The 24,640-nt window shown below is 58.0% G+C and carries 21 protein-coding genes and 1 other RNA gene; 14 read left to right on the plus strand and 8 right to left on the minus strand.

Annotated features, from left to right (window positions below; all coding sequences use genetic code 11):
- The first annotated feature begins 185 nt into the window (after positions 1 to 185).
- The 6 genes from hemA to kdsA are packed head-to-tail and all read left to right on the plus strand — an operon-like array spanning position 186 to position 5,500.
- A complete protein-coding gene (hemA, locus tag IAE48_RS19225) occupies positions 186 to 1,442 on the plus strand; it encodes a glutamyl-tRNA reductase (RefSeq protein ID WP_094419753.1) in 1,257 nt (418 codons plus the stop codon).
- A 43-nt stretch (positions 1,443 to 1,485) separates the two neighbouring features.
- Positions 1,486 to 2,568: a peptide chain release factor 1 gene (gene prfA / locus IAE48_RS19230; RefSeq protein ID WP_076769944.1), complete on the plus strand. Its 1,083-nt coding sequence runs from the start codon at positions 1,486 to 1,488 to the stop codon at positions 2,566 to 2,568.
- Positions 2,568 to 3,398 (plus strand): peptide chain release factor N(5)-glutamine methyltransferase, encoded by an 831-nt coding sequence (gene prmC / locus IAE48_RS19235; RefSeq protein ID WP_200135302.1) that lies wholly within the window; start codon positions 2,568 to 2,570, stop codon positions 3,396 to 3,398. Before prfA ends, prmC begins: the two co-directional genes overlap by 1 nt.
- 15 nt (positions 3,399 to 3,413) lie before the next feature.
- Positions 3,414 to 3,806, plus strand: a complete 393-nt coding sequence (sirB2, locus tag IAE48_RS19240) for an invasion regulator SirB2 (protein WP_023478628.1) — start codon at positions 3,414 to 3,416, stop codon at positions 3,804 to 3,806.
- A gap of 3 nt (positions 3,807 to 3,809) precedes the next feature.
- Positions 3,810 to 4,619 carry an invasion regulator SirB1 gene (gene sirB1, locus IAE48_RS19245; protein WP_023478892.1) on the plus strand — a complete coding sequence of 270 codons (810 nt, stop codon included), beginning with the start codon at positions 3,810 to 3,812 and terminating at the stop codon, positions 4,617 to 4,619.
- 26 nt (positions 4,620 to 4,645) lie between these two features.
- A complete protein-coding gene (kdsA, locus tag IAE48_RS19250; RefSeq protein ID WP_200135303.1) occupies positions 4,646 to 5,500 on the plus strand; it encodes a 3-deoxy-8-phosphooctulonate synthase in 855 nt (284 codons plus the stop codon).
- 43 nt (positions 5,501 to 5,543) lie between these two features.
- Here the strand turns inward: kdsA and chaA are convergent, their stop codons facing one another.
- The gene (gene chaA / locus IAE48_RS19255) at positions 5,544 to 6,638 is read right to left on the minus strand and encodes a sodium-potassium/proton antiporter ChaA (protein ID WP_054803465.1); all 1,095 of its coding nucleotides are present in this window, start codon (positions 6,636 to 6,638) and stop codon (positions 5,544 to 5,546) included.
- Positions 6,639 to 6,913: 275 nt separating this feature from the next.
- On the opposite strand from chaA, the gene chaB reads away from it, so the two are divergent.
- Both chaB and IAE48_RS19265 read left to right on the plus strand, forming a co-directional pair.
- Entirely contained in the window at positions 6,914 to 7,144 is a 231-nt protein-coding gene (gene chaB / locus IAE48_RS19260) for a putative cation transport regulator ChaB (RefSeq protein WP_023478915.1), read from the plus strand.
- 171 nt (positions 7,145 to 7,315) lie between these two features.
- Positions 7,316 to 8,014 carry a gamma-glutamylcyclotransferase gene (locus tag IAE48_RS19265; RefSeq protein WP_200135304.1) on the plus strand — a complete coding sequence of 233 codons (699 nt, stop codon included), beginning with the start codon at positions 7,316 to 7,318 and terminating at the stop codon, positions 8,012 to 8,014.
- A gap of 9 nt (positions 8,015 to 8,023) precedes the next feature.
- On the opposite strand, the gene IAE48_RS19270 is transcribed toward IAE48_RS19265, so the two are convergent.
- The 4 genes from IAE48_RS19270 to IAE48_RS19285 form a co-directional block, all read right to left on the minus strand.
- Complete coding sequence (locus tag IAE48_RS19270) at positions 8,024 to 8,269, minus strand: DUF1883 domain-containing protein (RefSeq protein WP_023478761.1); 246 nt, start codon at positions 8,267 to 8,269, stop codon at positions 8,024 to 8,026.
- A 199-nt stretch (positions 8,270 to 8,468) separates the two neighbouring features.
- On the minus strand, positions 8,469 to 10,253 hold the full coding sequence (locus tag IAE48_RS19275) for a methyl-accepting chemotaxis protein (protein WP_200135305.1): 1,785 nt from the start codon (positions 10,251 to 10,253) through the stop codon (positions 8,469 to 8,471).
- Between the two features lie 108 nt (positions 10,254 to 10,361).
- A complete protein-coding gene (locus IAE48_RS19280) occupies positions 10,362 to 10,715 on the minus strand; it encodes a DsrE/DsrF/TusD sulfur relay family protein (RefSeq protein ID WP_128482854.1) in 354 nt (117 codons plus the stop codon).
- 71 nt (positions 10,716 to 10,786) lie between these two features.
- Positions 10,787 to 11,302 (minus strand): YbhB/YbcL family Raf kinase inhibitor-like protein, encoded by a 516-nt coding sequence (locus IAE48_RS19285; protein WP_233631669.1) that lies wholly within the window; start codon positions 11,300 to 11,302, stop codon positions 10,787 to 10,789.
- Positions 11,303 to 11,497: 195 nt separating this feature from the next.
- Between IAE48_RS19285 and IAE48_RS19290 the strand changes: the two genes are divergently transcribed.
- Positions 11,498 to 12,910 (plus strand): YchO/YchP family invasin, encoded by a 1,413-nt coding sequence (locus IAE48_RS19290; protein ID WP_200135317.1) that lies wholly within the window; start codon positions 11,498 to 11,500, stop codon positions 12,908 to 12,910.
- On the opposite strand, the gene narL is transcribed toward IAE48_RS19290, so the two are convergent.
- Together narL and narX are read right to left on the minus strand one after the other, a co-directional pair.
- On the minus strand, positions 12,911 to 13,561 hold the full coding sequence (gene narL / locus IAE48_RS19295; RefSeq protein WP_200135307.1) for a two-component system response regulator NarL: 651 nt from the start codon (positions 13,559 to 13,561) through the stop codon (positions 12,911 to 12,913).
- Positions 13,554 to 15,356: a nitrate/nitrite two-component system sensor histidine kinase NarX gene (gene narX / locus IAE48_RS19300; protein WP_200135308.1), complete on the minus strand. Its 1,803-nt coding sequence runs from the start codon at positions 15,354 to 15,356 to the stop codon at positions 13,554 to 13,556. Before narX ends, narL begins: the two co-directional genes overlap by 8 nt.
- A 308-nt stretch (positions 15,357 to 15,664) precedes the next feature.
- Here narX and IAE48_RS19305 point away from each other — a divergent pair, with 308 nt between their 5' ends.
- From IAE48_RS19305 to narI, 5 genes are all read left to right on the plus strand, one after another.
- Entirely contained in the window at positions 15,665 to 17,056 is a 1,392-nt protein-coding gene (locus IAE48_RS19305; protein ID WP_200135309.1) for a NarK family nitrate/nitrite MFS transporter, read from the plus strand.
- Between the two features lie 395 nt (positions 17,057 to 17,451).
- Positions 17,452 to 21,195 (plus strand): nitrate reductase subunit alpha, encoded by a 3,744-nt coding sequence (locus tag IAE48_RS19310; protein ID WP_200135310.1) that lies wholly within the window; start codon positions 17,452 to 17,454, stop codon positions 21,193 to 21,195.
- On the plus strand, positions 21,192 to 22,727 hold the full coding sequence (gene narH / locus IAE48_RS19315; protein WP_054803460.1) for a nitrate reductase subunit beta: 1,536 nt from the start codon (positions 21,192 to 21,194) through the stop codon (positions 22,725 to 22,727). The genes IAE48_RS19310 and narH overlap by 4 nt, the downstream gene beginning before the upstream one ends.
- Positions 22,724 to 23,434, plus strand: a complete 711-nt coding sequence (gene narJ, locus IAE48_RS19320; RefSeq protein WP_200135311.1) for a nitrate reductase molybdenum cofactor assembly chaperone — start codon at positions 22,724 to 22,726, stop codon at positions 23,432 to 23,434. The genes narH and narJ overlap by 4 nt, the downstream gene beginning before the upstream one ends.
- Entirely contained in the window at positions 23,434 to 24,111 is a 678-nt protein-coding gene (gene narI / locus IAE48_RS19325) for a respiratory nitrate reductase subunit gamma (protein WP_094419766.1), read from the plus strand. Before narJ ends, narI begins: the two co-directional genes overlap by 1 nt.
- 306 nt (positions 24,112 to 24,417) lie before the next feature.
- Here narI and IAE48_RS19330 read toward each other — a convergent pair.
- A non-coding RNA gene (locus tag IAE48_RS19330) (RtT sRNA) lies at positions 24,418 to 24,548 on the minus strand.
- Positions 24,549 to 24,640 lie beyond the last annotated feature (92 nt).

Raw genomic sequence — 24,640 nt, forward strand, 5'->3', positions numbered from 1 at the left:
TTGTAACAGTTTACAGACAGAAGCTTAATGCTAGCGCCGCACAGAAAGAGCGTCTACGTTCACGTTGTCTTAAATCATAAAAAGACCAATTACTCCGAAAGGATAGTCTCCCTTTTATTGACTGGGCTCATCCTGTATGATGCGTGCAGTCTAACCTTATCAACGTTGGTACTATTCCCGCGCCCATGACCCTTTTAGCACTCGGCATCAACCATAAAACAGCACCTGTTGCGTTGCGAGAACGTATTGCGTTTTCGCCGGAAACGCTTGATCAGGCGCTGGAAAGCCTGTTGGCGCAGCCGATGGTGCAGGGGGGCGTGGTGCTCTCAACCTGTAACCGCACCGAGCTCTATCTGAGCGTCGAAGAGCGGGAGAACTTACAGGAAGCGCTGGTGCGCTGGCTCTGCGATTATCACCATTTACGTGAAGATGAGGTTCGTCAGAGCCTCTACTGGCACGAAGATAACGACGCCGTCAGCCATTTAATGCGCGTGGCGAGCGGGCTTGATTCGCTGGTGCTCGGCGAGCCGCAGATCCTCGGCCAGGTGAAAAAAGCCTATGCCGACTCCCATCGCGGACACGGAAATGCCAGCGAGCTGGAACGAATGTTCCAGAAATCCTTCTCTGTCGCCAAGCGCGTGCGCACGGAAACCGATATCGGCGCCAGCGCCGTGTCGGTCGCTTTTGCTGCCTGTACCCTCGCGCGGCAGATCTTTGAATCCCTGTCGACGGTTACCGTGCTGCTGGTCGGCGCGGGCGAGACCATTGAACTGGTGGCGCGCCATCTGCGCGAGCACAAAGTACAAAATATGATCATCGCCAACCGCACCCGCGAGCGCGCGGAGCTGCTGGCGACTGAGGTCGGGGCGGAAGTGATCGGCCTGAGCGAAATTGATGAGCGCCTGAAAGATGCCGATATCGTCATCAGTTCGACCGCCAGCCCGCTGCCGATTATTGGTAAAGGGATGGTCGAGCGGGCAATGAAGGCGCGTCGCAATAAGCCGATGCTGCTGGTGGATATCGCCGTTCCGCGCGACGTTGAGCCGGAAGTGGGTGAAATTGCCAACGCCTATCTCTACAGCGTCGACGATCTGCAAAGCATCATTCAGCACAACCTGGCGCAGCGCAAAGCCGCGGCGGTGCAGGCGGAAACTATCGTCGCCCAGGAGACCAGCGAGTTTATGGCCTGGCTGCGTGCGCAAAGCGCCAGCGAGACGATTCGCGACTACCGCAGCCAGTCAGAACAGGTTCGCGATGAGCTGACGGCAAAAGCGCTCGCTGCGCTGGAGCAGGGCGGCGATCCGCAGACCATTATGCAGGACCTGGCGTGGAAGCTGACCAACCGTTTGATCCACGCCCCAACCAAATCTCTTCAGCAGGCCGCCCGTGACGGGGATGACGATCGCCTGCATATTCTGCGCAACAGCCTCGGGCTGGATTAGCACACCACACTCCTGATAATTACTAAAAGGTGCCTTTACGCCTATGAAGCCTTCTATCGTTGCCAAACTGGAAGCCCTGCATGAACGCCATGAAGAAGTTCAGGCGCTGCTGGGCGACGCGCAAACCATCGCCGATCAGGATCGCTTCCGTGCCCTGTCGCGCGAATATGCGCAGCTGAGCGACGTTTCCCGCTGTTTTACCGACTGGCGACAGACGCAGGACGATATCGAGACCGCGCAGATGATGCTCGAGGACCCCGAAATGCGCGAAATGGCGCAAGAGGAGTTACGCGACGCAAAAGAGAAAAGCGAGCAGCTTGAGCAGCATTTACAGGTGCTGCTGCTGCCGCAAGATCCCGATGATGAGCGCAACGCGTTTGTCGAAGTCCGCGCCGGGACCGGCGGGGATGAAGCCGCGCTGTTTGCCGGCGATCTGTTCCGCATGTACAGCCGTTATGCCGAGGCCCGCCGCTGGCGCGTTGAGATCATGAGCGCCAACGAAGGCGAGCATGGCGGCTATAAAGAGGTGATTGCCAAAATCAGCGGCGACGGCGTCTATGGCCGTCTGAAGTTTGAATCGGGCGGGCACCGCGTGCAGCGCGTTCCGGCCACCGAATCGCAGGGGCGCATTCACACCTCCGCCTGTACCGTTGCGGTGATGCCGGAGCTGCCGGAAGCGGAACTGCCGGATATCAACCCGGCGGATCTGCGTATCGACACCTTCCGCTCCTCCGGCGCGGGCGGTCAGCACGTTAACACCACCGACTCGGCGATCCGTATTACCCACTTGCCGACCGGCATTGTGGTGGAGTGCCAGGATGAGCGTTCGCAGCACAAAAACAAAGCCAAAGCGCTTTCGGTGCTCGGCGCGCGCATTCGCGCGGCTGAAGTGGCGAAACGCCAGCAGACGGAGGCCTCCACGCGCCGTAACCTGCTTGGCAGCGGCGATCGCAGCGACCGCAACCGCACCTATAACTTCCCGCAGGGTCGTGTGACCGACCACCGCATCAACCTGACGCTCTACCGTCTGGATGAGGTGATGGAAGGCAAGCTTGATGCGCTGATCGAACCGATCGTGCAGGAGTACCAGGCCGACCAGCTGGCGGCGCTCTCCGAGCAGGATTGATGGAGTATCAACAGTGGTTGCGCGAGGCAGTCAGCCAGCTGCAGGCCAGTGAAAGCCCGCGGCGCGATGCCGAGATCCTGCTCGGCTTTGTCACCGGCAAAGCGCGCACCTTTATTCTCGCCTTCGGTGAAACGCCTCTTACGGGCGAGCAGCAGGAGCAGCTTGCCGCGTTACTGGCCCGGCGCGTGCGCGGCGAGCCGGTCGCGCATCTGATTGGTGAGCGCGAATTCTGGTCGCTGCCGTTGTTCGTCTCGCCCGTGACGCTGATCCCGCGCCCCGATACCGAGTGTCTGGTCGAGCAGGCGCTCGCCCGGCTTCCCGCCGCGCCGTGCCGCATCCTTGATTTGGGTACCGGCACCGGTGCAATTGCGCTGGCGCTGGCCAGCGAGCGGCCAGATTGCCAGGTCACCGCCGTCGATCTCATCCCTGACGCGGTCGCGCTGGCGCAGCGTAACGCCGATCATCTCGGTATCCGCAATATCGAGATTGTGCAGAGCCGCTGGTTTAGCGCCCTTGAGGGGCAGCAATTTTCGCTTATCGTCAGCAACCCCCCCTATATTGATGCGCAGGATCCCCATCTGGCGCAGGGCGATGTGCGCTTTGAACCGCTCAGCGCATTGGTGGCGGCGGATAATGGCCTTGCGGATCTCCACACGCTGATTAAAGACGCACCGCGCTACTTACTGCCGCAGGGCTGGCTGTTGCTGGAGCATGGCTGGCAGCAGGGTGCGGCGGTGCGCGAGATTTTTGCCCGCTACGGCTGGCAGCAGGTAGAAACCTGCCGGGATTATGGTGATAACGAACGCCTGACGCTGGGACGGCGGCCGTAACGGGAGCAACAGGGAATGTGCCTCTTTAACATCCTGATTACGTTACATTTGACGTCGGTGGCGCTGACCATTAGCCTGTTCACCCTGCGTTACTGGTGGCGCTGGAGCAACAATCCCCGCTTTCAGGCGCGTTGGGTGCGGGTGTTACCGCACATTGTCGATAGCGTTTTGCTGCTCAGCGGCGTGGGGTTGATAGCTCTGACCGGCTATTTGCCTTTTACTGTTAAAGGCGCATGGCTGACTGAAAAGCTGTTTGGCGTTATCATCTATATCGTTTTGGGTTTTATTGCGCTCGGGCGACATCGTCCGCGCGGCCAGCAGGCAGGTTTTATCGCCTTTATGCTGGGGCTGGTGGTGCTGTACATCATCATTAAACTCGCCGCCACAAAAGTACCGATACTGGGGTAAGACATGAGGTCGTTAGCTGATTTCGAATTTAACAAAGCGCCATTATGCGACGGGATGATCCTTGTTTCCGAGCTGATACGCGATGATTTTCCTTCACAATACGTACAAGACGAACTGGAGCATCTGCTCGCGCTTGCCCGTGAAGAGATCAGTCAGGCAAAGCCTCAGGAGCATCAACTGGAGGAGCTCCTCGCGCTGTTTTACGGCGAATGGGGCTTCAAAGATACCCGCGGCGTCTACCGTCTCTCCGATGCGCTGTGGCTGGATAAAGTGTTGCAGAACCGCCAGGGCAGCGCCGTGTCGCTGGGGGCGATTCTGCTGTGGGTCGCCGGGCGGCTCAATATTCCGCTGACTCCGGTTATTTTCCCGACGCAGCTGATTCTGCGCGGTGAGTGGCTGGATGGCGAAATGTGGCTGATTAACCCGTTTAATGGCGACACGCTGGACGAACATACGCTCGAAGTTTGGCTGAAGGGCAATATCAGCCCGGTGGCCGAGCTGTTTAACGAAGACCTTGATGAGGCAGACAACGCTGAAGTGATCCGCAAACTGCTGGATACCCTGAAGTCGGCGTTGATGGAAGAGCAGCAGATGGAGCTGGCCCTGCGCGCCAGCGAAGCGTTACTGCAGTTCAATCCGGAAGATCCGTATGAGATCCGCGATCGCGGGCTGATTTATGCGCAGCTGGACTGCGACCACGTGGCGCTGCATGACTTAAGCTATTTTGTCGAGCAGTGCCCGGAAGATCCAATCAGCGAAATGATCCGCGCGCAGATCAACACGATTTCCCATAAACAGATTACCCTGCATTAAGCATTCACACTCGATAAGGCGATTTTATGAAACAAAAAGTGGTCAGCATTGGCGACATCAACGTGGCGAACGACCTGCCGTTCGTGCTGTTCGGCGGCATGAACGTGCTGGAATCCCGCGATTTAGCCATGCGCATTTGTGAGCACTACGTCACCATGACCCAGAAGCTGGGCATCCCGTACGTGTTCAAAGCCTCTTTCGATAAAGCCAACCGCTCTTCCATCAAGTCCTACCGTGGGCCGGGTCTGGAAGAGGGGATGAAGATTTTCCAGGAGCTGAAGCAGACCTTTGGCGTCAAACTGATCACCGACGTGCACGAAGCAAGCCAGGCCCAGCCGGTCTCCGAAGTGGTGGATGTGATCCAGCTTCCGGCCTTCCTTGCCCGCCAGACCGATCTGGTGGAAGCGATGGCGAAAACCGGCGCGGTGATTAACGTCAAAAAACCGCAGTTCGTAAGCCCGGGCCAGATGGGCAATATCGTCGACAAATTTATCGAGGGCGGTAACGACAAAGTTATCCTCTGCGATCGCGGCGCGAACTTCGGTTATGACAACCTGGTGGTCGACATGCTCGGCTTCAGCGTGATGAAAAAAGTCTCCAACAACTCGCCGGTGATCTTTGACGTCACCCACGCGCTGCAGTGCCGCGACCCGTTTGGCGCCGCGTCCGGCGGCCGTCGTGGTCAGGTCGCCGAGCTGGCGCGCGCGGGCATGGCAACCGGTCTTGCCGGTCTGTTTATTGAAGCCCACCCGGACCCGGATAACGCCAAGTGCGACGGCCCGTCGGCGCTGCCGCTGGCGAAGCTGGAGCCGTTCCTGCAGCAGATTAAAGCGATTGACGATCTGGTGAAGAACTTCGACGAGCTCAACACCGAAGCGTAAAAGAAAAACCCCGCGAAAGCGGGGTTTTTTGTATCCGAATAACTCAGGCGAAGATGGTCATCAGGTAGGCGGCGAACAGCGCCAGATGCGCCGCGCCGTTAAGCACATTGGTGCGCCCGGTCGAGAAGGAGATCTGGCACAGCATCAGTGATGCCACCATCACAATCATCTCCGGCGCATCGAGGCCGAACACCAGATCGTTGCCAGTGAACCAGGCAATCAGCGTGACCACCGGTACGGTCAGCGAAATAGTCGCCAGCACCGAACCGAAGAAGAGATTCATCGCGCGCTGCACCTGGTTGTTCAGCACTGCTTTTAACGCCCCCAGCCCTTCCGGTGAGAGGATCAGCAGCGCGACGAGGAAGCCGGTAAAGGCCACCGGGGCGTTCACTTCCGTCAGCAGCGCTTCCAGCGGCTGCGCGTTCATCTTGGTCACCGCAATCACCGCAATCAGATGCACAATCAGCCACGCGGTGTGCCAGAAATTGCCGTGCGCCGACGGCTTACCGTGGTGCGGATCGTCGCCGTCATCTTCATGCTCATAGACAAACAGGCTCTGATGGGTTTTGGTCTGGATCAGCAGAAACACGCCATACATCGCCGCCGAGATAAGCGCCACCAGCAGCGCCTGGCCGGTGGTGAAGTTCGCTTCCGGAAGCGCCATCGGGAAGACCAGCACGATAATCGCCAGCGGAAAGAGGGCGATCAGATACTGCTTGATGCCAAACAGATTGACGTACTGCGTGGCAAATTTACGCCCGCCCAGCAGCAGCGAGAAACCCACCAGCCCGCCGGTAACAATCATAATGATGGAGTAGAGCGTATCGCGCATCAGCGTCGGCGCGGCATCGCCGGTTGCCATCAGCGCCGAGATGAGGCTCACTTCGAGGATAACGACGGAGAGGCTCAGAATTAACGAGCCGAAAGGTTCGCCCAGACGATGGGCAAGAACGTCAGCGTGGCGCACCACGCTAAAGGCACTGGCTAAAATCCCGACCAGCGCCAGCACATTGATTCCGACTATCGCCGGCAGTGACTGCGAGCTTCCCCAGAAGAGCAGCACGGCCAGCGCCAGCACCGGGAAAATGAGCGTGGTCTCCTTGTGGCGGGTTTTAACCGCCTCGTGGGTTGTTGTCATTATGATTCTCCTCAGAGGGCAGTGTTGTTGAAGTATAGATAAAGAACGCAAGGTGATTAAAATAGCAAAAAAGTCGCATTTACGTGGTCATTTTTACCTATTTTTACCGCAGTAAATTTTTTTCTGTTGTAAAGCCGAGAAAATTGCTCTTTTCTGGAAATAATTAAATATAAACATAGCGATAGTTAAATTAAAAAGTCATTTATCTTCCATGCCTGGCGCTGAGGCGGGTTGTCGACCAGACTTAACCTTTTAGCCCAACAAGGAGCAGAAAAGTGCCATATAAAGCAAAATCCGAACTGCCCGACAGCGTGCAACACGTTCTTCCAGCCCATGCGCAGGAGATCTATAAAGAGGCATTTAACAGCGCCTGGGATCAATACAAAGATAAAGATGACCGCCGCGGCGATGCCAGCCGGGAAGAGACGGCGCACCGCGTCGCCTGGGCGGCGGTCAAAAATGAGTATGAGAAGGGGGATGACGACAAGTGGCATAAGAAGAAATAGCGCGTAGCAGCGCCACCTCCGCCATTTATAGCTTTATTCGATGGATTGATGCTGTTGCATGCGGCGCGTGAATTGCATATCGTCATATGGCGCTGCGTTGAAACGACGGCGTATGTCGGGAAGGCAGCAGTAAAGCAGTCGCAAGGACGCAGGCAGTGGCGGAGGTAAAAGATGTTAACGCGTGATTTCTTGCGAACGGCCGATTGCAAAACGGCGTTTGGCGACATAGAAGAGTCGTTGTTGTGGTCGGCTGAGCAGCGGGCGTCCTCGCTGGCGGCGACGCTGGCCTGTCGGCCGGATGATGGCCCGGTGTGGATTTTTGGCTACGGTTCGCTGATGTGGAACCCGGCGATGGAGTTCGATGAATCCTGCCCGGGTACGCTGGTCGGCTGGCATCGCGCCTTCTGTTTGCGCCTGACTGCCGGGCGCGGTACCGCGTGTCAGCCAGGGCGCATGCTTGCACTGAAAGAGGGCGGGCGCACCACCGGCGTGGCTTACCGGTTGTCGGAAGAGAGCCTGCACGACGACCTGACGCTGCTGTGGAAACGGGAGATGATCACCGGCTGCTATCTGCCGAGCTGGTACAAACTTTCGCTCGACGATGGCCGCGTGGTTAATGCGCTGGTGTTTATTATGGATCCGCGCCACCCGCTCTATGAGTCAGATACCCGCGCGCAAACCATCGCGCCGCTGATCGCTGCCGCCAGCGGACCGCTTGGCACCAATGCCCAGTACCTCTTCTCCCTTGAGCAGGAGCTGATTAAGCTCGGCATGCACGATGATTGCCTGAATGAACTGGTGGGAAGAGTGCGTATGCTGCTGGAGGGGGACAAACCAGGCCCGGAAATGGTGCCTGGTTTTGCCTGCTAAGAATGGTGTTTACGCCGCAACGTAGCTGATCGAGTGCTCCAGCGACTGGCTGTGGCTATCGATCAGTACGCTCCAGATGCCGCTGTATGGCACCGAAAGATAGGCGCTGGCCCGGTTCTGGACACTCAGAATATCCGCCTGCGCATTCGGCCTGCGGCTCTTCTCACACATCAGATGGATATGGCAATTTTCAGAACAGCGAACCACTACCGTATCCCCGCCAAACAGTTTCAAACTTGCTTTTACTACCGCCATTTTTTTAACCCCGTCATTTGAATAACGCCATCCCTGCGTGATGTTGTTCACAAAACACTCCGTGCATCACACCAAACGACCGTTAGCCAGATGCTGATTTTGATCAACAAATGACGTAAGGATTAAACAAAAATAACAATCTGCGGTGAGGGGGGAGATCCGGCGCGAAAAACCGTGGTCTTCACGCGCCGGTAAAAGATTAAATGCGGAAATGTCCGGCAGTGTCGGCAAGTTCACCCGCTTGCGCGCGCAGCGCCCCGGCAGCGGCGGTTGACTCGACGACCAGCTCGGCGTTCTGCTGCACCATACGGTCAAGATTTATCACCGCATGATTGATCTCCTGAATACCTTTCATCTGCTCGCTGGTGGCGACGGTGATTTCGCGCATGATCACCGATACGCTGTCGATGCTGGTGACGATATCGGTCATGCTGTCGCCCGCCAGCCGCACATAGCGCGAGCCGGTGGCAACGCTGTCGGTGGTGGAGTCAATCAGCGTTTTAATCTCCTTCGCCGCCTGCGCGCTGCGGCTGGCGAGATTGCGTACTTCCCCCGCGACCACCGCAAAGCCACGACCCTGTTCACCGGCGCGCGCCGCTTCCACCGAGGCGTTAAGCGCCAGGATATTGGTCTGGAAGGCGATGGCATCAATAACGCTGGTAATATCGCCAATCTTCGCCGAGGCGACTTCAATTGACTGCATGGTGTTAATGGCCTGCGTCACCACCTGACCGCCGCGCGAAGCGGCTTCTGATGCGACATGCGCCTGGGTATTCGCTTGTGCTGCGGCATCGGTGGATTGCGCGACCGACGCGGTGATCTGCTCTACGGCGCTGGCGGTTTCACGCAGGCTGGAGGCCGCCTGCTCCGTGCGCCCGGAGAGATCCTGGTTCCCGGCGGCAATCTCCTGCGCCGCCAGCTGCACCGAGTGGGTGGAGTCGCGCAGTTTCACCATCACCACCGCCAGCTTGTCGCTAAAGGCGTTAAAGGCGTGGGCGATCTGCGCCACCTCATCGTTACCGCTCTCCGGCAGGCGCTGGGAGAGGTCGTTGGTGCCGCTGCTGATGGCGTTCATCGCATCGCGGATCACCACCAGGCGTTTAAGCAGCGCTGCGACCATCCACTGCATCAATGCCCCGGCAATAATCACCAGCACAATCAGCGACACGGCGGAGGCTTTTAACTGCGCGCGCAGACCGGCGGTGGCGTCATCCCCATCGAGGGCGACCACCAGCAACCAGTCTGTTCCTTTTACCCGGCTGGCTAAAAGCGACTTCTCATCCCCAGCATACTCGCCAGAGACGGTTTTTCCGTTGCTCAGTTCAGCAAAGGAGACGCCGTGAATAGCATCAGAGAAGGGTTTCATCGTCAGCTTTTCATCGGCGGCGGCGATCACTGAGCCATCGCTGGCAAGCAGCATACCGCTGCTGTGCGGCGTCGGGCTGATGCCGCGCACGTTAGCCACCACGCTGGTCATCGAGACATCCCCGGCGACCACGCCCTTCAGCGTGCCGTTCTCTTTTACCGGCACGGCAAAGGTCACTACCAGTTGACCGGTGCTGGCATCAACATAGGGGGCGGTAACCACCGGCGCATCGGCCTTCACTGCCTGCTGATACCACGGTCGAATGGTCGGATCGTAATCCGCCGGGACGCCGCCGGGATCGGAGAACTTGGCGGTTTTGCTGGCGTAGCCAACGTAGACGTTGATAAACCCGCCGGCGCGGGCAATTTGGGCAAATACCGGTACTGGATCGTCCGTTAACGCCACGCTTTGCAGGGAGGCGATCATTGCGGTTTTGCTGGCGACCCAGTCGGCAATGGCAATGCCATGGCTGTCGCGGGTGCTGGAGAGAATATCCTGTTGGGTTTGCTGGTTGTGCTGGCGTGTAACCTGGTAGTTGATGATGGTGTTAAGCAGCAAGGCGACAGTAAGACAACCTGCCGTCGCCGCCATAATCCGGGCCTTGATCGATGTGAACATTTTTATTGTACCTGCTGTGTTTGTCTTAAGTGGCTATCGGCAACACAGCAGGCAAACTTGATGACGCAAAGCCATCCATAAGAAAATTGTATTAAACTCGCCGTTCCATTAGAAAGTTAATACTTTGTCTGCCGCCAGTGTCCACTGCGCCAGCTCGACAAGGGTACCGATCTCCACGCCTTCGACCAGCGGCAGCGCGCTGACGCCGCGTCCGTCGGCGCAGGTCTTGCACAGCTTCACCGGCACGCCCTGGGCGGTAAGGATCTCCAGCATCTGCTGAATGTTATAGCCCTCAGCGGGCTTCTGGCCGCGCAGCCCGGCGGTCACCGCATCGGACATTAAAAACAGCTTCAGCGCGACAGGCTCCTCCTGTTCGCGCAGCGCAATTGCCAGCCGCAGGCTGTTAAACAGCGATTCACTTCCGTAGGCCGCACCATTGGCGATGATCACAACGTTTTGCATTGTCACTCCTTCGATTAACCGTAGCGAAAAGGGCTATGCTACTGCGCCGCGCGGGCGGCGCAAAGGTAAAATCACTGCCCGAAGCGGCCAATCAGCCCGGCGGCGGCAAGGGTGTTGCCCTTAAGCTTGCTGAAAAGCTCCTCGCGGGTCAGCCCCTCCTGTAAGGTCGGTGGCAGCGAGGTAGCAATAAGGGTGAAGGTGTAGTGATGCGCGCCGCTGCCCGGTGGTGGGCAGGGGCCATGCCAGCGGAAATTGCCGGGCGTGTTTTTCCCGCCGGTAAAGCCTTTGCCATCGCGCAGCGCGTTTTGCGCAAAGCCCGCGCTGGAGGGCGCGATGTTATAAGCCACCAGATGCGTCACACCCAGCCCGCGTGCGCCCTCCGGGTCGTGCACGATCAGCGCAAAACTCTGCGTGTTGGTCGGGGCGTTACTCCACACCAGCGCTGGCGAGAGGTTTTCGCCGGTGCAGTTGGGGTTGTTGCTGGCGTTGCCGGCGAATTTTTTCTCCATCATCGCGTTATCGGCAAAGGCCGGGGATTGCAGCGTGAAGAGGGGAGTGGCGCTGGCCTGCGCGCCGCAGAGCAGCATCCAGCCGCAGAGCAGAGTTATTTTTGTTTTCATGACGCGTCTCTCGTGACAAGGATGCATTAACTGTAGCCGCAGCGAGGCGCGTCGATTAGGGATTTTCCTGATATATCGCCAGCGGCTGTAATCGTCCGCTAAAACCGCTAGACTAAGTGACTTACTTCACAAATTTAGCCCAGGAACCCCGTTAACGTCGTGATGCGCTGCTCCTTTACCTCTCCACTTCTCTCCCTTCTTGCCATTTTAGTGGCGGGAGGCGATGCCCATGCGCTGCAGAGCAAATATGTGCAGCAGGCGGAAAACCCGTTCGATAACAATGGCGACGGCCTGCCGGATCTCAGCATGGCACCGGAGACGGATGCGCAGGAGAAACACTTTGCCGAGGTGGCGAAAGCGTTTGGTGAAGCGAGCATGACCGACAGCGATCTCAGCGCCGGTCAGCAGGCGCGCCAGTTCGCCTTTGGGCAGCTGCGCGATGTGGTGAGCGGGGAGGTCAATCATCAGGTGGAGTCCTGGCTTTCGCCGTGGGGCAATGCCACTGTCGATCTGAAAGTGGATAACGAAGGGCAGTTTAACGGTAGCCACGGCGACTGGTTTGTACCGTTACAGGACAATAACCGTTATCTGAGCTGGAGCCAGCTGGGCCTTACGCAGCAGGATAGCGGGCTAACCGGTAACGTGGGTCTCGGGCAGCGCTGGGTGGCAGGCGACTGGCTGCTTGGCTACAACACTTTTTACGACACCCAACTGGAAGAGAATACCGGCCGCGCTGGGTTTGGCGCGGAAGCGTGGGGCGAATACCTGCGTCTGTCGGCCAACTACTACCAGCCGGTGAGCCACTGGCGTTATGACACGGCGACGCAGCAGCAGCGCATGGCGCGCGGCTATGATGTCACCGCACAGGCGCGGCTGCCGTTCTACCAGTACGTCAACACTAGCGTCAGCGTTGAGCAGTACTTTGGCGACAATGTCGATCTGTTTGACAGCGGCACCGGCTATCACAACCCGGTCGCCGTCAAACTTGGGGTCAATTACACCCCGGTGCCGCTGGTGACCATCACCGCCGAGCATCGCCAGGGGGAGAGCGGGGTAAGCCAGAACGATCTGGGGTTAAAACTCAACTACCGCTTTGGCGTGCCGCTGCATAAGCAACTCTCTCCCTCTGAAGTTGCCGTTAGCCGCTCCCTGCGCGGTAGCCGCTACGATAGCCCGACGCGCAACAATCTGCCGGTGTTTGAGTATCGCCAGCGCAAAACCCTCTCCGTCTTTCTGGCGACGCCGCCCTGGGATCTTCAGCCGGGGGAAACGGTGGCGCTTAAGCTGCAAATCCACAGCACGCACGGTATTCGCAGCCTGACCTGGCAGGGCGATACCCAGGCGCTGAGCCTGACGCCGCCGGTGAATGCGCGCAGCGGCGATGGCTGGACGTTGATTATGCCGCGCTGGGATAGTAGCGAAGGGGCGAGCAACAGCTGGACGCTGTCGGTGCTGGTGGAGGATGAGAAGGGGCAGAAAGTGGAGTCCAACACCATTGTGCTGAAACTGACCGAGCCGGTGATCCCACCGGCAACGGAAGGCGGTACGGACTGGTCGCTGCCAGCCGCGCCGTGATCAGAAAACCCGCTCCTGGTGTACCCAGACCGCCGCTTCGACGCGGGATTTAAGCTTCATCTTTTTCAGCATATGTTTGACGTGCACTTTCACCGTGCTCTCGGTGATATCCAGGCGGCGGGCAATCATCTTGTTCGGCAGCCCCTGGGCGATCAGTTTCAGGATGTCGCGCTCGCGCGGCGTTAACTGGGAGATATCGCGATCGGTGGTCGCGCGGTTAGCGCGCAGGCTGGCCGCCAGCACCGGGGTCAGCGCTTCGCTCAGCACCATTTCCCCAGCCGCCGCCTGCTGCAACGCCTTCAGCAAATCTTCCGGCTCCATATCTTTCAGCAGGTAGCCATCGGCACCGCGCTTCAGAGCGGTGACCACATCCTCTTCATGATTGGAGACGCTGAACACCACAATCCGCCCGGAAAGGGTTTTCTCCCGCAGCTTGTCGAGGGTTTCCAGCCCGTTCATGCCCGGCATATTGAGATCGAGCAGGATCAGATCCGGGTCCAGCGACTCCGCCAGCTCAATGCCTTGCTCGCCATTGCTGGCCTCGCCAACGACGCTGATGTCATGGGCCATGCTAATTAACTGCTTCACACCGGTACGCAGCATCGGATGGTCGTCGATCAGCAGGATAGTTGCCGGATCCTGATTACTCATGGTTATCTCCTTGCATGGATGAGAGAAACGTTTCGGGTATAAACGTCACGACAACGTCAGTCCCCCCGGAGGCTCCGGGACGCACCTGGCAGTCGCCGCGCAGGCTTTGCGCTCGGTCACGCATAATAATTAATCCGTAGTGGTTGGTTCGTTCCGCATTGTCCGGGATCCCGCACCCGTTATCGCTGATGCGCAATACCACCCGGTTTTCCTGTTGCTGCACGGCGACGCTGACCGCGGTTGCGCCGGAGTGTTTTAACGCGTTGCTCAGCGCCTCGCGGGCGATCTGCAACAGATGAATGGCCTGATGCGCCGGGACAACGCGCGGCGGAAGCTGGTAATCAAGCCGCACGTCGAAGCCAAAATGGGCGCTGTACTCCTGACAGCTGGACTCCAGCGCCGGGCGCAGCCCCGGCTCGGTGAGCTGTAAGCGGAAAGTGGTCAGCAGCTCGCGCAGCTGCGCCCATGAGGTATTGAGTTCATTGCGGATCTGGCTCAGCAACTGGCGGCTGCTCTCGGGGATTTCGTCGCCCTGCATCTGCAAACAGCTGACCTGCATCTTCATACAGGAGAGGGACTGGGCGATGGAATCATGCAGCTCGCGGGCAATGGTCGCGCGCTCCTCCATCACCATTAATTGCTGCTGACGATCCTGATGGCGATCGAGCGCCAGCGTGGCGGTAAGCTGTTCAACCAGGGTATCAACCAGCTGCTGCTGGTCATGGCTTAAATGGCGGCCCGGCGGCAGCTTCGCCAGCAGCAAGCCGTACTGCATATGGGCATCCGCCAGCCGCCATTTGAGCGTTGAGCCAATGCCGGTCGATTCAATCAATTTGCCGTCGCGCGGGCAGAGGTGGCAGCCTTTGATATCGCAGCTGGCCGTCGACTGGCAGGTAAACTCCTGGTGGTTTTCTTCATCTTCCAGGTCGTAAACACGCAGTTCAATATCGTGCAGCAGGGTCAGATTCTGTAAGCCGTTGAGCACCGGCGAGAGGCGCTCGCACATCGGAATGCGTGAATGCAGGCGATGGTTGGCCTGCCATAAGAAGGAGAGGATCTCGTTTTTTTGCTCAAGCCCGGCGGTCTTCTCCTGTACGCGCCGCTCAAGCACCGCGTAACTCTCGCCCAGCTCCGCAGACATATTGTTCAGCGCCTCGCCAAGCGTCGCCATCTCGTTGCCGCCGCTGATATGGGCGCGCTGGGTAAAATCACGCTGGCTGACGGCGCGCGCCATATGCAGCAGCTGCTGCCACGGACGGAGCAGGCGTGCCCGCAGCCACACCAGCGCAATCAGAATCAGCAAGCCCATCAGGATCGCCATCACCCGGTGCAGCACGACCACTTCGGCGATGCGGTGCTCGGTATTGCTGTCAAACGCGGAGACCAGTTTATCGATGCGCCCAACGAAGACGGCGATGATCTCCGCGACCTGCGCCGGCTGCCGGGCATCTTTGATCGCCGGGATCACCACGTTGTGCCAGTAGGTTTGCAAATCAGCAAGCTGTGCCTGCTGGCCATCGCGTTTCGCCGCCAGCGCCAGTTCCGGGCTGAAAGCGGTGTGCTCCATCTCATCCAACAGATATTGCTCATCTTCCTGCAGCGGGATGGCCGACATCAGCCGGTAGCTCTGCATACGCAGCGAGCCCGCTTTGTTGATGGCGTGCGCGCTGCCCTGAACGCCCTGCACCAGCCAGCCGGAGACCGCCATACCGGTCACGCCAATCAGCGTGGATAACAGCATCAGTACGGCCAGTTGGCTGACCAGCGACATCGGTGAAAAGAGGCGTTTAAGCATGGGGAAATGAGACTCCTTGGCCGCGAAAGGTGCGGGTGGCGTTATTGTCAGCTATCGCCTGGAGTATACCCATACCCACAAAGAGTTACTCCTTTATTGCCAGCAGGCTGACATTCGGAGGGGCAAACGACCCGGCAGCGGTCAGCGCTGTGAAAAACCACACCTTTTTTGAAGGTAAATGCTACTCATAAATGAGCATGATGTTTTTTTGCGCTTTATAACGCCAGCTTTTCCTTTGATTTATATCAACTTAACGCGCGCCACAGAAATTAATGTGGCAGGCATCAAACTGCACATCAGAGGTGTCTATGCATCAAACATCCGTTCCGGATTCGCGTTCGTCATCACGGGTTATTACCGAGTGGCGTCCCGAAGATCCGGTTTTCTGGCAGCAGCAGGGGCAGCAGATTGCCAGCCGCAATCTGTGGATCTCCGTGCCCTGCCTGCTTTTAGCGTTCTGCGTCTGGATGCTGTTTAGCGCAGTGGCGGTGAATCTCCCCAAAGTGGGCTTTCAGTTCACCACAGACCAGCTCTTTATGCTGACGGCGCTGCCATCGGTCTCCGGCGCGCTGCTGCGCGTACCGTACTCCTTTATGGTACCGGTCTTTGGCGGTCGTCGCTGGACGGCATTCAGCACCGGCATTCTGATTATTCCCTGCGTCTGGCTCGGTTTTGCGGTGCAGGATACCTCCACGCCATTCAGCACATTTATCATTATCTCCCTGCTGTGCGGTTTTGCCGGGGCGAACTTTGCCTCCAGCATGGCAAACATCAGCTTCTTCTTCCCGAAAGAGAAGCAGGGCGGGGCGCTTGGCATCAATGGCGGCTTCGGCAACCTTGGCGTCAGCGTGATGCAGCTGATTGCGCCGCTGGCGGTCTCGTTCTCCATCTTTGCTGCCTTTGGCGGCGGTGGCGTAACCCAGCCTGATGGCACCATGCTCTACCTGCAAAACGCAGCGTGGATCTGGGTACCGTTCCTGGCGGTGTTTACCCTCGCGGCATGGTTCGGCATGAACGAACTGGCGACCTCAAAAGCCTCCCTCAGCGCGCAATTGCCGGTGCTTAAGCGCTCGCATTTGTGGATCATGAGCTTCCTCTACCTGGCGACCTTCGGCTCGTTTATCGGCTTCTCCGCCGGCTTTGCGATGCTGTCAAAAACCCAGTTCCCGGAGGTGCAGATCCTGCACTTTGCCTTCTTTGGGCCACTGGTTGGCGCGCTGGCACGTTCCGCAGGCGGCGCGATTTCCGACCGTCTTGGCGGAACGCGCGTGACGCTGGTTAACTTTGTAGTGATGGCGATCTTCAGCGCCTTGCTGTTCCTGACACTGCCGTCGAACGGCGAGGGCGGCAACTTCACTGCCTTCTTCTGCGTCTTCCTGGTGCTGTTCCTCACTGCCGGGCTGGGCAGCGGTTCCACCTTCCAGATGATCTCCGTTATCTTCCGTAAGATGACCATGGAGCGGGTGAAGAAAGCGGGCGGTAGCGAGAGCGACGCAATGCGTGAAGCCGCGACGGAAACGGCGGCCGCACTGGGCTTTATCTCGGCGATTGGCGCGATTGGCGGCTTCTTTATCCCGAAAGCGTTTGGTACCTCGCTGGCGCTGACCGGCTCACCGGCGGGTGCGATGAAAGTGTTTCTCGTGTTCTATATCGCCTGTGTGGTGATCACCTGGGCGATATACGGGCGTAAAAAACAATAATAAATGTAGTGTGTTGATTATCGTTGCGCGGCTTCGGTCGCGCATTTTTTTTGCCCTCTATATAGTTACAACATACTTATGGTCATACTGCGCCTGCTTCGGCCAGCACTGTGACCGCTATCGCATCGCAGCGGCGTCTACCCCTTAATACCTGGATACCGGGATAAATCTGAATAATTCAGTAACTAAATATAATATATTTATGTTAATCAACTAGTTACGCAAAAATCATCGATAACTCTTTGGGAGTACTCCGTTGCCGGCGCATAAATGGCGCGCTATGGCGGCTTGATCATCATCAATTCTCTTTGTCTTTGCGGGGGTTACCTTCGCGGCAAATGCAGCAATGTCGATTTAGCCAGAGAGCCGTACAGGCTCCAACAGGAGAACCCCCGATGAGTAAATTCCTGGACCGGTTTCGCTACTTTAAACAGAAAGGCGAAACCTTTGCCGATGGGCACGGCCAGCTCGTAAACACCAACCGGGACTGGGAGGATGGATACCGCAGCCGCTGGCAGCACGACAAAATCGTGCGCTCTACCCATGGCGTAAACTGCACCGGCTCGTGCAGCTGGCAAATTTTCGTCAAGAACGGCCTGGTCACCTGGGAAACCCAGCAAACGGACTACCCGCGTACCCGTCCTGATATGCCGAACCACGAACCACGCGGCTGCCCGCGCGGGGCGAGCTACTCCTGGTATCTTTACAGCGCCAACCGCCTGAAATACCCCCTGATGCGTAAACGTCTGATCAAACTCTGGCGTGAAGCGAAAGCGCAGCACAGCGATCCGGTGAATGCCTGGGCTTCTATCATTGAAGACGCTGATAAAGCGAAGAGCTTTAAGCAGGCGCGCGGACGCGGTGGCTTTGTGCGCTCCTCCTGGCAGGAGGTGAATGAACTGATTGCCGCCTCTAACGTCTACACCGTGAAAACCTACGGCCCGGACCGCGTGGCAGGCTTCTCGCCGATCCCGGCGATGTCGATGGTCTCTTACGCCTCCGGCGCACGCTATCTGTCGCTGATTGGCGGCACCTGCCTGAGCTTCTACGACTGGTACTGCGACTTGCCGCCTGCTTCACCGCAGACCTGGGGCGAGCAGACCGACGTGCCGGAATCGGCCGATTGGTACAACTCCAGCTATATCCTCGCCTGGGGCTCTAACGTGCCGCAGACCCGTACCCCGGATGCGCACTTCTTTACCGAAGTTCGCTACAAAGGGACCAAAACCGTCGCCATCACTCCGGACTACGCGGAAATCGCTAAGCTGTGCGATTTGTGGCTGGCGCCGAAGCAGGGCACCGATGCGGCAATGGCGCTGGCGATGGGGCACGTGATGCTGCGTGAATTCCACCTCGATAAGCCGAGCCAGTACTTTACCGATTATGTCCGTCGCTACACCGACATGCCGATGCTGGTGATGCTGGAAGAGCGTGATGGCTACTACGCCGCGGGCCGCATGCTGCGCGCCGCCGATCTGGTGGATGCACTGGGCCAGCAGAACAACCCGGAGTGGAAAACCGTCGCGCTGGATAGCGAAGGCAATATGATCGCGCCGAACGGCTCGATTGGTTTCCGCTGGGGCGAAAAAGGGAAGTGGAACCTTGAGCAGCGCGATGGCGGCAACGGCGCGGACGTTGAGCTGACCCTCAGCCTGCTGGGCAAACAGGATGACGTTGCACAGGTTGGCTTCCCCTATTTTGGCGGTGACAACACCGAGCACTTCCAGGGTGTCACGCTGGATAACATCCTGCTGCATAAACTGCCGGTCAAACGCCTGCAACTGGCGGATGGCAGCAGCGCGCTGGTGACCACCGTGTATGACCTGAACATGGCCAACTACGGTCTGGATCGCGGCCTGGGTGATGAAAACTGCGCCAGCCGTTATGACGAAATCAAAGCCTATACGCCGGCCTGGGCAGAGAAAGTGACCGGTGTGCCGCAGGCGCAGATTATCCGCGTTGCCCGCGAGTTCGCCGAGAACGCCGATAAAACCCACGGTCGCTCGATGATCATCGTCGGTGCCGGGATGAACCACTGGTATCACCTCGATATGAACTATCGCGGGCTGATTAACATGCTGGTCTTCTGTGGCTGCGTTGGTCAGAGCGGTGGCGGCTGGGCGCACTATGTCGGCCAGGAAAAACTGCGTCCGCAGACCGGCTGGCAGCCGCTGGCCTTTGCCCTCGACTGGCAGCGTCCGGCGCGCCATATGAACAGCACCTCCTACTTCTATAACCACTCCAGCCAGTGGCGTTATGAAACGGTGACGGCGCAAGAGTTCCTCTCGCCGATGGCGGACAAATCCCGCTACAGCGGTCATCTGATTGATTTTAACGTCCGCGCCGAGCGTATGGGCTGGCTGCCTTCTGCGCCGCAGCTGGGTACGAACCCACTGCGTATTGCTGCCGAAGCGGAAAAAGCGGGCATGTCAGCGGTGGATTACACCGTTAAGTCTCTGAAAGAGGGTTCGCTGCGCTTTGCCGCCGAGCAGCCGGAAAACGGCAAAAACCATCCGCGCAACCTCTTTATCTGGCGCTCCAACCTGCTGGGCTCCTCCGGGAAAGGGCATGAGTACATGCTCAAATATCTGCTCGGCACCGAGCACGGTATTCAGGGCCAGGATCTGGGCAAACAGGGCGGCGTAAAACCGGAAGAGGTGGAGTGGCAGGATAATGGCCTCGACGGAAAACTCGACCTGGTGGTGACGCTCGATTTCCGTCTCTCCAGCACCTGTCTCTACTCTGACATCGTGCTGCCGACCGCGACCTGGTATGAGAAAGACGACATGAATACCTCAGATATGCATCCGTTTATTCATCCGCTCTCTGCCGCCGTCGACCCGGCGTGGGAGTCGAAAAGCGACTGGGAAATCTATAAAGGCATCGCCAAATCTTTCTCTGCGCTCTGCATGGGCCATTTAGGCAAAGAGACCGATGTGGTAACGCTGCCGATCCAGCATGACTCTGCCGCCGAGCTGGCACAGCCGCTGGGCGTGAAGGACTGGAAAAAAGGCGAATGCGATCTTATCCCGGGTAAAACTGCACCGCATATTATTCCGGTGGAGCGCGATTACCCGGCCACCTACGAGCGCTTTACCTCTATCGGCCCGCTGATGGAGAAAATCGGTAACGGCGGCAAAGGTATCGCGTGGAATACCCAGAGCGAAATGGATCTGCTGCGCAAGCTTAACTACGTGAAAGCAGATGGTCCGGCGAAAGGCCAGCCGATGCTTAATAGCGCCATCGATGCAGCAGAGATGATCCTCACCCTCGCCCCGGAAACCAACGGCAACGTGGCGGTGAAAGCATGGGCGGCGCTGAGTGAATTTACCGGTCGCGACCATACGCATCTGGCGCTGAATAAAGAGGATGAGAAGATCCGCTTCCGCGATATTCAGGCGCAGCCGCGCAAAATCATCTCCAGCCCGACCTGGTCTGGCCTGGAAGATGAGCATGTCTCTTACAACGCCGGTTATACCAACGTTCATGAGCTGATTCCGTGGCGTACGCTCTCTGGCCGTCAGCAGCTCTATCAGGATCACCAGTGGATGCGCGACTTTGGCGAAAGCCTGCTGGTCTACCGTCCGCCAATCAACACCCGTTCGGTAAAAGAGATGCTGGGCGTGAAAGGCAACGGCTACCCGGAAAAAGCGCTCAACTTCCTGACGCCTCACCAGAAGTGGGGGATCCACTCCACTTATAGCGACAACTTGCTGATGCTGACGCTCGGTCGCGGCGGCCCGATTGTCTGGCTGAGTGAAACCGACGCCAAAGAGATGGGCATTGCCGATAACGACTGGATCGAGGTCTTTAACAGCAACGGCGCACTCACCGCCCGTGCGGTGGTCAGCCAGCGCGTACCGTCCGGTATGACGATGATGTACCACGCCCAGGAGCGCATTGTGAACCTGCCAGGCTCGGAGATCACCGGCCAGCGCGGCGGCATTCACAACTCGGTCACGCGTATTACGCCGAAACCGACGCACATGATCGGCGGCTACGCGCAGCTGGCGTACGGCTTTAACTATTACGGCACGGTCGGGTCCAACCGCGATGAGTTTGTGGTGGTACGTAAGATGAAAAACATTAACTGGTTGGATGGCGAAGGCAATGACCAGGTACAGGAGAGCGCAAAATGAAAATTCGTTCACAAGTCGGCATGGTGCTGAATCTCGATAAGTGCATCGGCTGTCATACCTGTTCAGTCACCTGTAAAAACGTCTGGACCAGCCGCGAAGGGATGGAGTACGCGTGGTTTAACAACGTCGAAACCAAACCGGGCACCGGCTTTCCGACCGACTGGGAAAACCAGGAGAAGTGGAAGGGCGGCTGGATCCGTAAAATCAACGGCAAGCTGCAGCCGCGCATGGGTGGCCGGGCGATGCTGCTGGGTAAAATCTTCGCCAACCCGCATCTGCCGGGCATCGATGACTACTACGAGCCGTTTGATTTTGACTATCAGAACCTGCATAACGCGCCGGAAAGCAAGCATCAGCCGATTGCGCGTCCGCGCTCGCTGATCACCGGCCAGCGGATGAACAAAATCAGCGCCGGCCCGAACTGGGAAGACGATCTTGGCGGCGAGTTTGAGAAGCTGAGCCGCGATCAGAACTTCGAAAATATGCAGAAGGCGATGTACGGCCAGTTCGAAAACACCTTCATGATGTATCTGCCGCGCCTGTGCGAACACTGTCTGAATCCGGCCTGTGTCGCCACCTGCCCGAGCGGTGCCATCTATAAACGTGAAGAAGATGGCATTGTGCTGATCGATCAGGATAAATGCCGCGGCTGGCGCATGTGCGTTACCGGCTGCCCGTACAAAAAAATCTACTTCAACTGGAAGAGCGGCAAGTCTGAGAAGTGCATCTTCTGCTACCCGCGTATCGAAGCGGGCATGCCGACGGTCTGCTCCGAAACCTGCGTAGGGCGTATTCGTTACCTCGGCGTGCTGCTGTATGACGCGGATGCGATTGAGAACGCGGCCAGCACCGAAAATGAGAAAGACCTCTATCAGCGTCAGCTGGATGTCTTCCTCGATCCGCACGATCCGGCGGTAATCGCTCAGGCACTGGAAGATGGCGTACCGCAGAGCGTAATCGACGCGGCGCAGAAATCGCCGGTCTACAAAATGGCGATGGACTGGAAGCTGGCGCTGCCGCTGCACCCGGAATACCGCACGCTGCCGATGGTCTGGTATGTGCCGCCTCTGTCACCGATTCAGTCCGCTGCCGATGCGGGTGAACTGGGTAGCAACGGCATTCTGCCGGACGTCGAGAGCCTGCGCATTCCGGTGCAGTACCTGGCGAACCTGCTGACCGCCGGTGATACCCAGCCGGTGCTGCTGGCGCTGAAACGTATGCTGGCGATGCGTCACTTCAAACGTGCTGAAACCGTCGACGGCGTGATTGATACCCGTGCGCTGGAAGAGGTGGGTCTGACGGAAGCGCAGGCGCAGGAGATGTACCGCTATCTCGCCATCGCCAACTATGAAGACCGTTTTGTGGTGCCGTCCAGCCATCGTGAACTGGCGCGTGAAGCCTTCCCGGAGAAGAGCGGGTGTGGCTTTAGCTTCGGCGACGGGTGTCATGGTTCGGATAACAAATTCAACCTGTTCAACAGCCGCCGTATCGATGCGGTGAATGTGACAGTGAAAACGGAGCCGCACGCATGATTGAACTGCTGGTTATCTCCCGCCTGCTTGAGTACCCGGATGCTGCCCTGTGGCAGCATCAGCAGGAGCTGTTTGATGCGCTGGCCTCCGGCGACAATTTGTCGAAAGCGGATGCCCAGCAGGTAGGCATTTTTTTACGTGACCTGACTTTGCAGGATCTGCTCGATGCGCAGGCTACCTACAGCGAGCTGTTCGATCGCGGTCGCGCCACCTCACTGCTGCTGTTTGAACATGTGCACGGTGAATCGCGCGATCGTGGCCAGGCGATGGTGGACCTGCTGGCGCAATATGAGCGCCACGGGCTGCAGCTCGACAGCCGCGAGCTGCCGGACCATCTGCCGCTCTATCTGGAGTATCTGGCGCAGTTACCAGCCGCTGAAGCGATTGGCGGTTTACAGGATATCGCGCCGATCCTGGCGCTGTTACAGGCGCGCTTACAGCAGCGTGAAAGCCATTACGCCTCGCTGTTTGACGCGCTGCTGACGCTGACGAAAACCGCGGTGGATAACGCGCAGGTGGCGGAAAAAATTGCCGGCGAAGCGCGTGACGACACGCCGCAGGCGCTGGACGCAGTGTGGGAAGAGGAGCAGGTGAAGTTCTTTGCTGAACAGGGCTGTGGCGATTCCGACATTACTGCGCACCAGCGTCGTTTTGCCGGTGCCGTCGCGCCGCAATATCTGAATATCTCAACAGGAGGAGAGCGCTAATGCACTTCCTAAATATGTTCTTCTTTGACATCTATCCCTATATGGCGGGCGCAATCTTCCTGATTGGCAGCTGGCTGCGGTATGACTATGGGCAGTACAGCTGGCGTGCGGGCTCGAGCCAGATGCTCGACCGTAAAGGGATGAACATTGCATCCAACCTGTTTCATTTAGGCATCCTCGGGATTTTCGCCGGTCACTTTCTTGGCATGCTGACGCCGCACTGGATGTACGAATCCTTCCTGCCGATTGAAGTGAAGCAGAAGATGGCGATGATCGGCGGCGGTGCCAGCGGTGTGCTGTGCCTGGTCGGCGGTCTGATGCTGCTCAAACGCCGTCTCTTTAATCCGCGTATTCGTGCCACGTCGACGGCGGCAGATATTCTGATCATGACCCTGCTGATGGTGCAGTGTACGCTCGGTCTGCTGACCATTCCGTTCTCCGCGCAGCATATGGACGGCAGCGAAATGATGAAGCTGGTGGCCTGGGCGCAGTCAGTGGTGACCTTCCATACCGGTGCCTCCGCGCATCTCGATGGCGTTGCCTTTATTTACCGCGTGCATCTGGTGCTCGGCATGACGTTGTTTGTGCTCTTCCCGTTCTCACGCCTGGTGCATATCTGGAGCGCGCCGGTGGAGTATTTAACGCGTAAATACCAGATTGTCCGCGCCCGTCGCTGATTACGCTGGATGGACGATGATAAACCCTGCTTCGGCAGGGTTTTTTGTTTTCGGCGCGGTGCGGTTTGCGTGCCGGATGGCGGCTGCGCCTTATCCGGCCTACGGGTTGGCACGATGCAGAACCGGGCATGTTGCACGATTCAACATTGGGCGCTGGGTTGTAGGCCCGATAAGCGAAGCGCCATCGGGCAATGGCATGTTGCACGATTCAACACTGGGCGCTGGTTTTGTAGGCCTGATAAGCGAAGCGCCATCGGGCAATAGAGCGGTTGCAGAACTGGTAAATATAAAAGAAGGGTAGCGGAATAAGCAGGGGGGAAGGATTACTCGTCGCTGCGCGCCTCGCCCTTCGGGTCGTTGCCTGCGGCAACGCTCTCTCGCGATGCTCGAGTCGAACCTTAGTCGAAGCTTCTCATCCTTCCCCGAATGGAGAATATGGAGGAGTAGAGAGTGTATTGAGAGGGGAGTTATTTAAGAGATGGTGGTGGGGGAAGGATTCGAACCTTCGAAGTCTGTGACGGCAGATTTA

It is taken from the genome of Kosakonia sp. S57 (assembly GCF_016516575.1).
GTDB classification, from domain to species: domain Bacteria; phylum Pseudomonadota; class Gammaproteobacteria; order Enterobacterales; family Enterobacteriaceae; genus Kosakonia; species Kosakonia cowanii.

What these genes read in the sequence shown, in the direction of transcription:
- IAE48_RS19275 (WP_200135305.1), bottom strand. Translation starts at nt 10,253, where the DNA reads ATGTTCACATCGATCAAGGCCCGGATTATGGCGGCGACGGCAGGTTGT.
- prmC (WP_200135302.1), top strand. Translation starts at nt 2,568, where the DNA reads ATGGAGTATCAACAGTGGTTGCGCGAGGCAGTCAGCCAGCTGCAGGCC.
- sirB2 (WP_023478628.1), top strand. Translation starts at nt 3,414, where the DNA reads ATGTGCCTCTTTAACATCCTGATTACGTTACATTTGACGTCGGTGGCG.
- IAE48_RS19310 (WP_200135310.1), top strand. Translation starts at nt 17,452, where the DNA reads ATGAGTAAATTCCTGGACCGGTTTCGCTACTTTAAACAGAAAGGCGAA.
- kdsA (WP_200135303.1), top strand. Translation starts at nt 4,646, where the DNA reads ATGAAACAAAAAGTGGTCAGCATTGGCGACATCAACGTGGCGAACGAC.
- IAE48_RS19280 (WP_128482854.1), bottom strand. Translation starts at nt 10,715, where the DNA reads ATGCAAAACGTTGTGATCATCGCCAATGGTGCGGCCTACGGAAGTGAA.
- narL (WP_200135307.1), bottom strand. Translation starts at nt 13,561, where the DNA reads ATGAGTAATCAGGATCCGGCAACTATCCTGCTGATCGACGACCATCCG.
- hemA (WP_094419753.1), top strand. Translation starts at nt 186, where the DNA reads ATGACCCTTTTAGCACTCGGCATCAACCATAAAACAGCACCTGTTGCG.
- narI (WP_094419766.1), top strand. Translation starts at nt 23,434, where the DNA reads ATGCACTTCCTAAATATGTTCTTCTTTGACATCTATCCCTATATGGCG.
- prfA (WP_076769944.1), top strand. Translation starts at nt 1,486, where the DNA reads ATGAAGCCTTCTATCGTTGCCAAACTGGAAGCCCTGCATGAACGCCAT.
- IAE48_RS19305 (WP_200135309.1), top strand. Translation starts at nt 15,665, where the DNA reads ATGCATCAAACATCCGTTCCGGATTCGCGTTCGTCATCACGGGTTATT.
- chaA (WP_054803465.1), bottom strand. Translation starts at nt 6,638, where the DNA reads ATGACAACAACCCACGAGGCGGTTAAAACCCGCCACAAGGAGACCACG.
- narJ (WP_200135311.1), top strand. Translation starts at nt 22,724, where the DNA reads ATGATTGAACTGCTGGTTATCTCCCGCCTGCTTGAGTACCCGGATGCT.
- IAE48_RS19265 (WP_200135304.1), top strand. Translation starts at nt 7,316, where the DNA reads ATGTTAACGCGTGATTTCTTGCGAACGGCCGATTGCAAAACGGCGTTT.
- sirB1 (WP_023478892.1), top strand. Translation starts at nt 3,810, where the DNA reads ATGAGGTCGTTAGCTGATTTCGAATTTAACAAAGCGCCATTATGCGAC.
- IAE48_RS19270 (WP_023478761.1), bottom strand. Translation starts at nt 8,269, where the DNA reads ATGGCGGTAGTAAAAGCAAGTTTGAAACTGTTTGGCGGGGATACGGTA.
- narX (WP_200135308.1), bottom strand. Translation starts at nt 15,356, where the DNA reads ATGCTTAAACGCCTCTTTTCACCGATGTCGCTGGTCAGCCAACTGGCC.
- narH (WP_054803460.1), top strand. Translation starts at nt 21,192, where the DNA reads ATGAAAATTCGTTCACAAGTCGGCATGGTGCTGAATCTCGATAAGTGC.
- IAE48_RS19290 (WP_200135317.1), top strand. Translation starts at nt 11,498, where the DNA reads ATGCGCTGCTCCTTTACCTCTCCACTTCTCTCCCTTCTTGCCATTTTA.
- IAE48_RS19285 (WP_233631669.1), bottom strand. Translation starts at nt 11,302, where the DNA reads ATGCTGCTCTGCGGCGCGCAGGCCAGCGCCACTCCCCTCTTCACGCTG.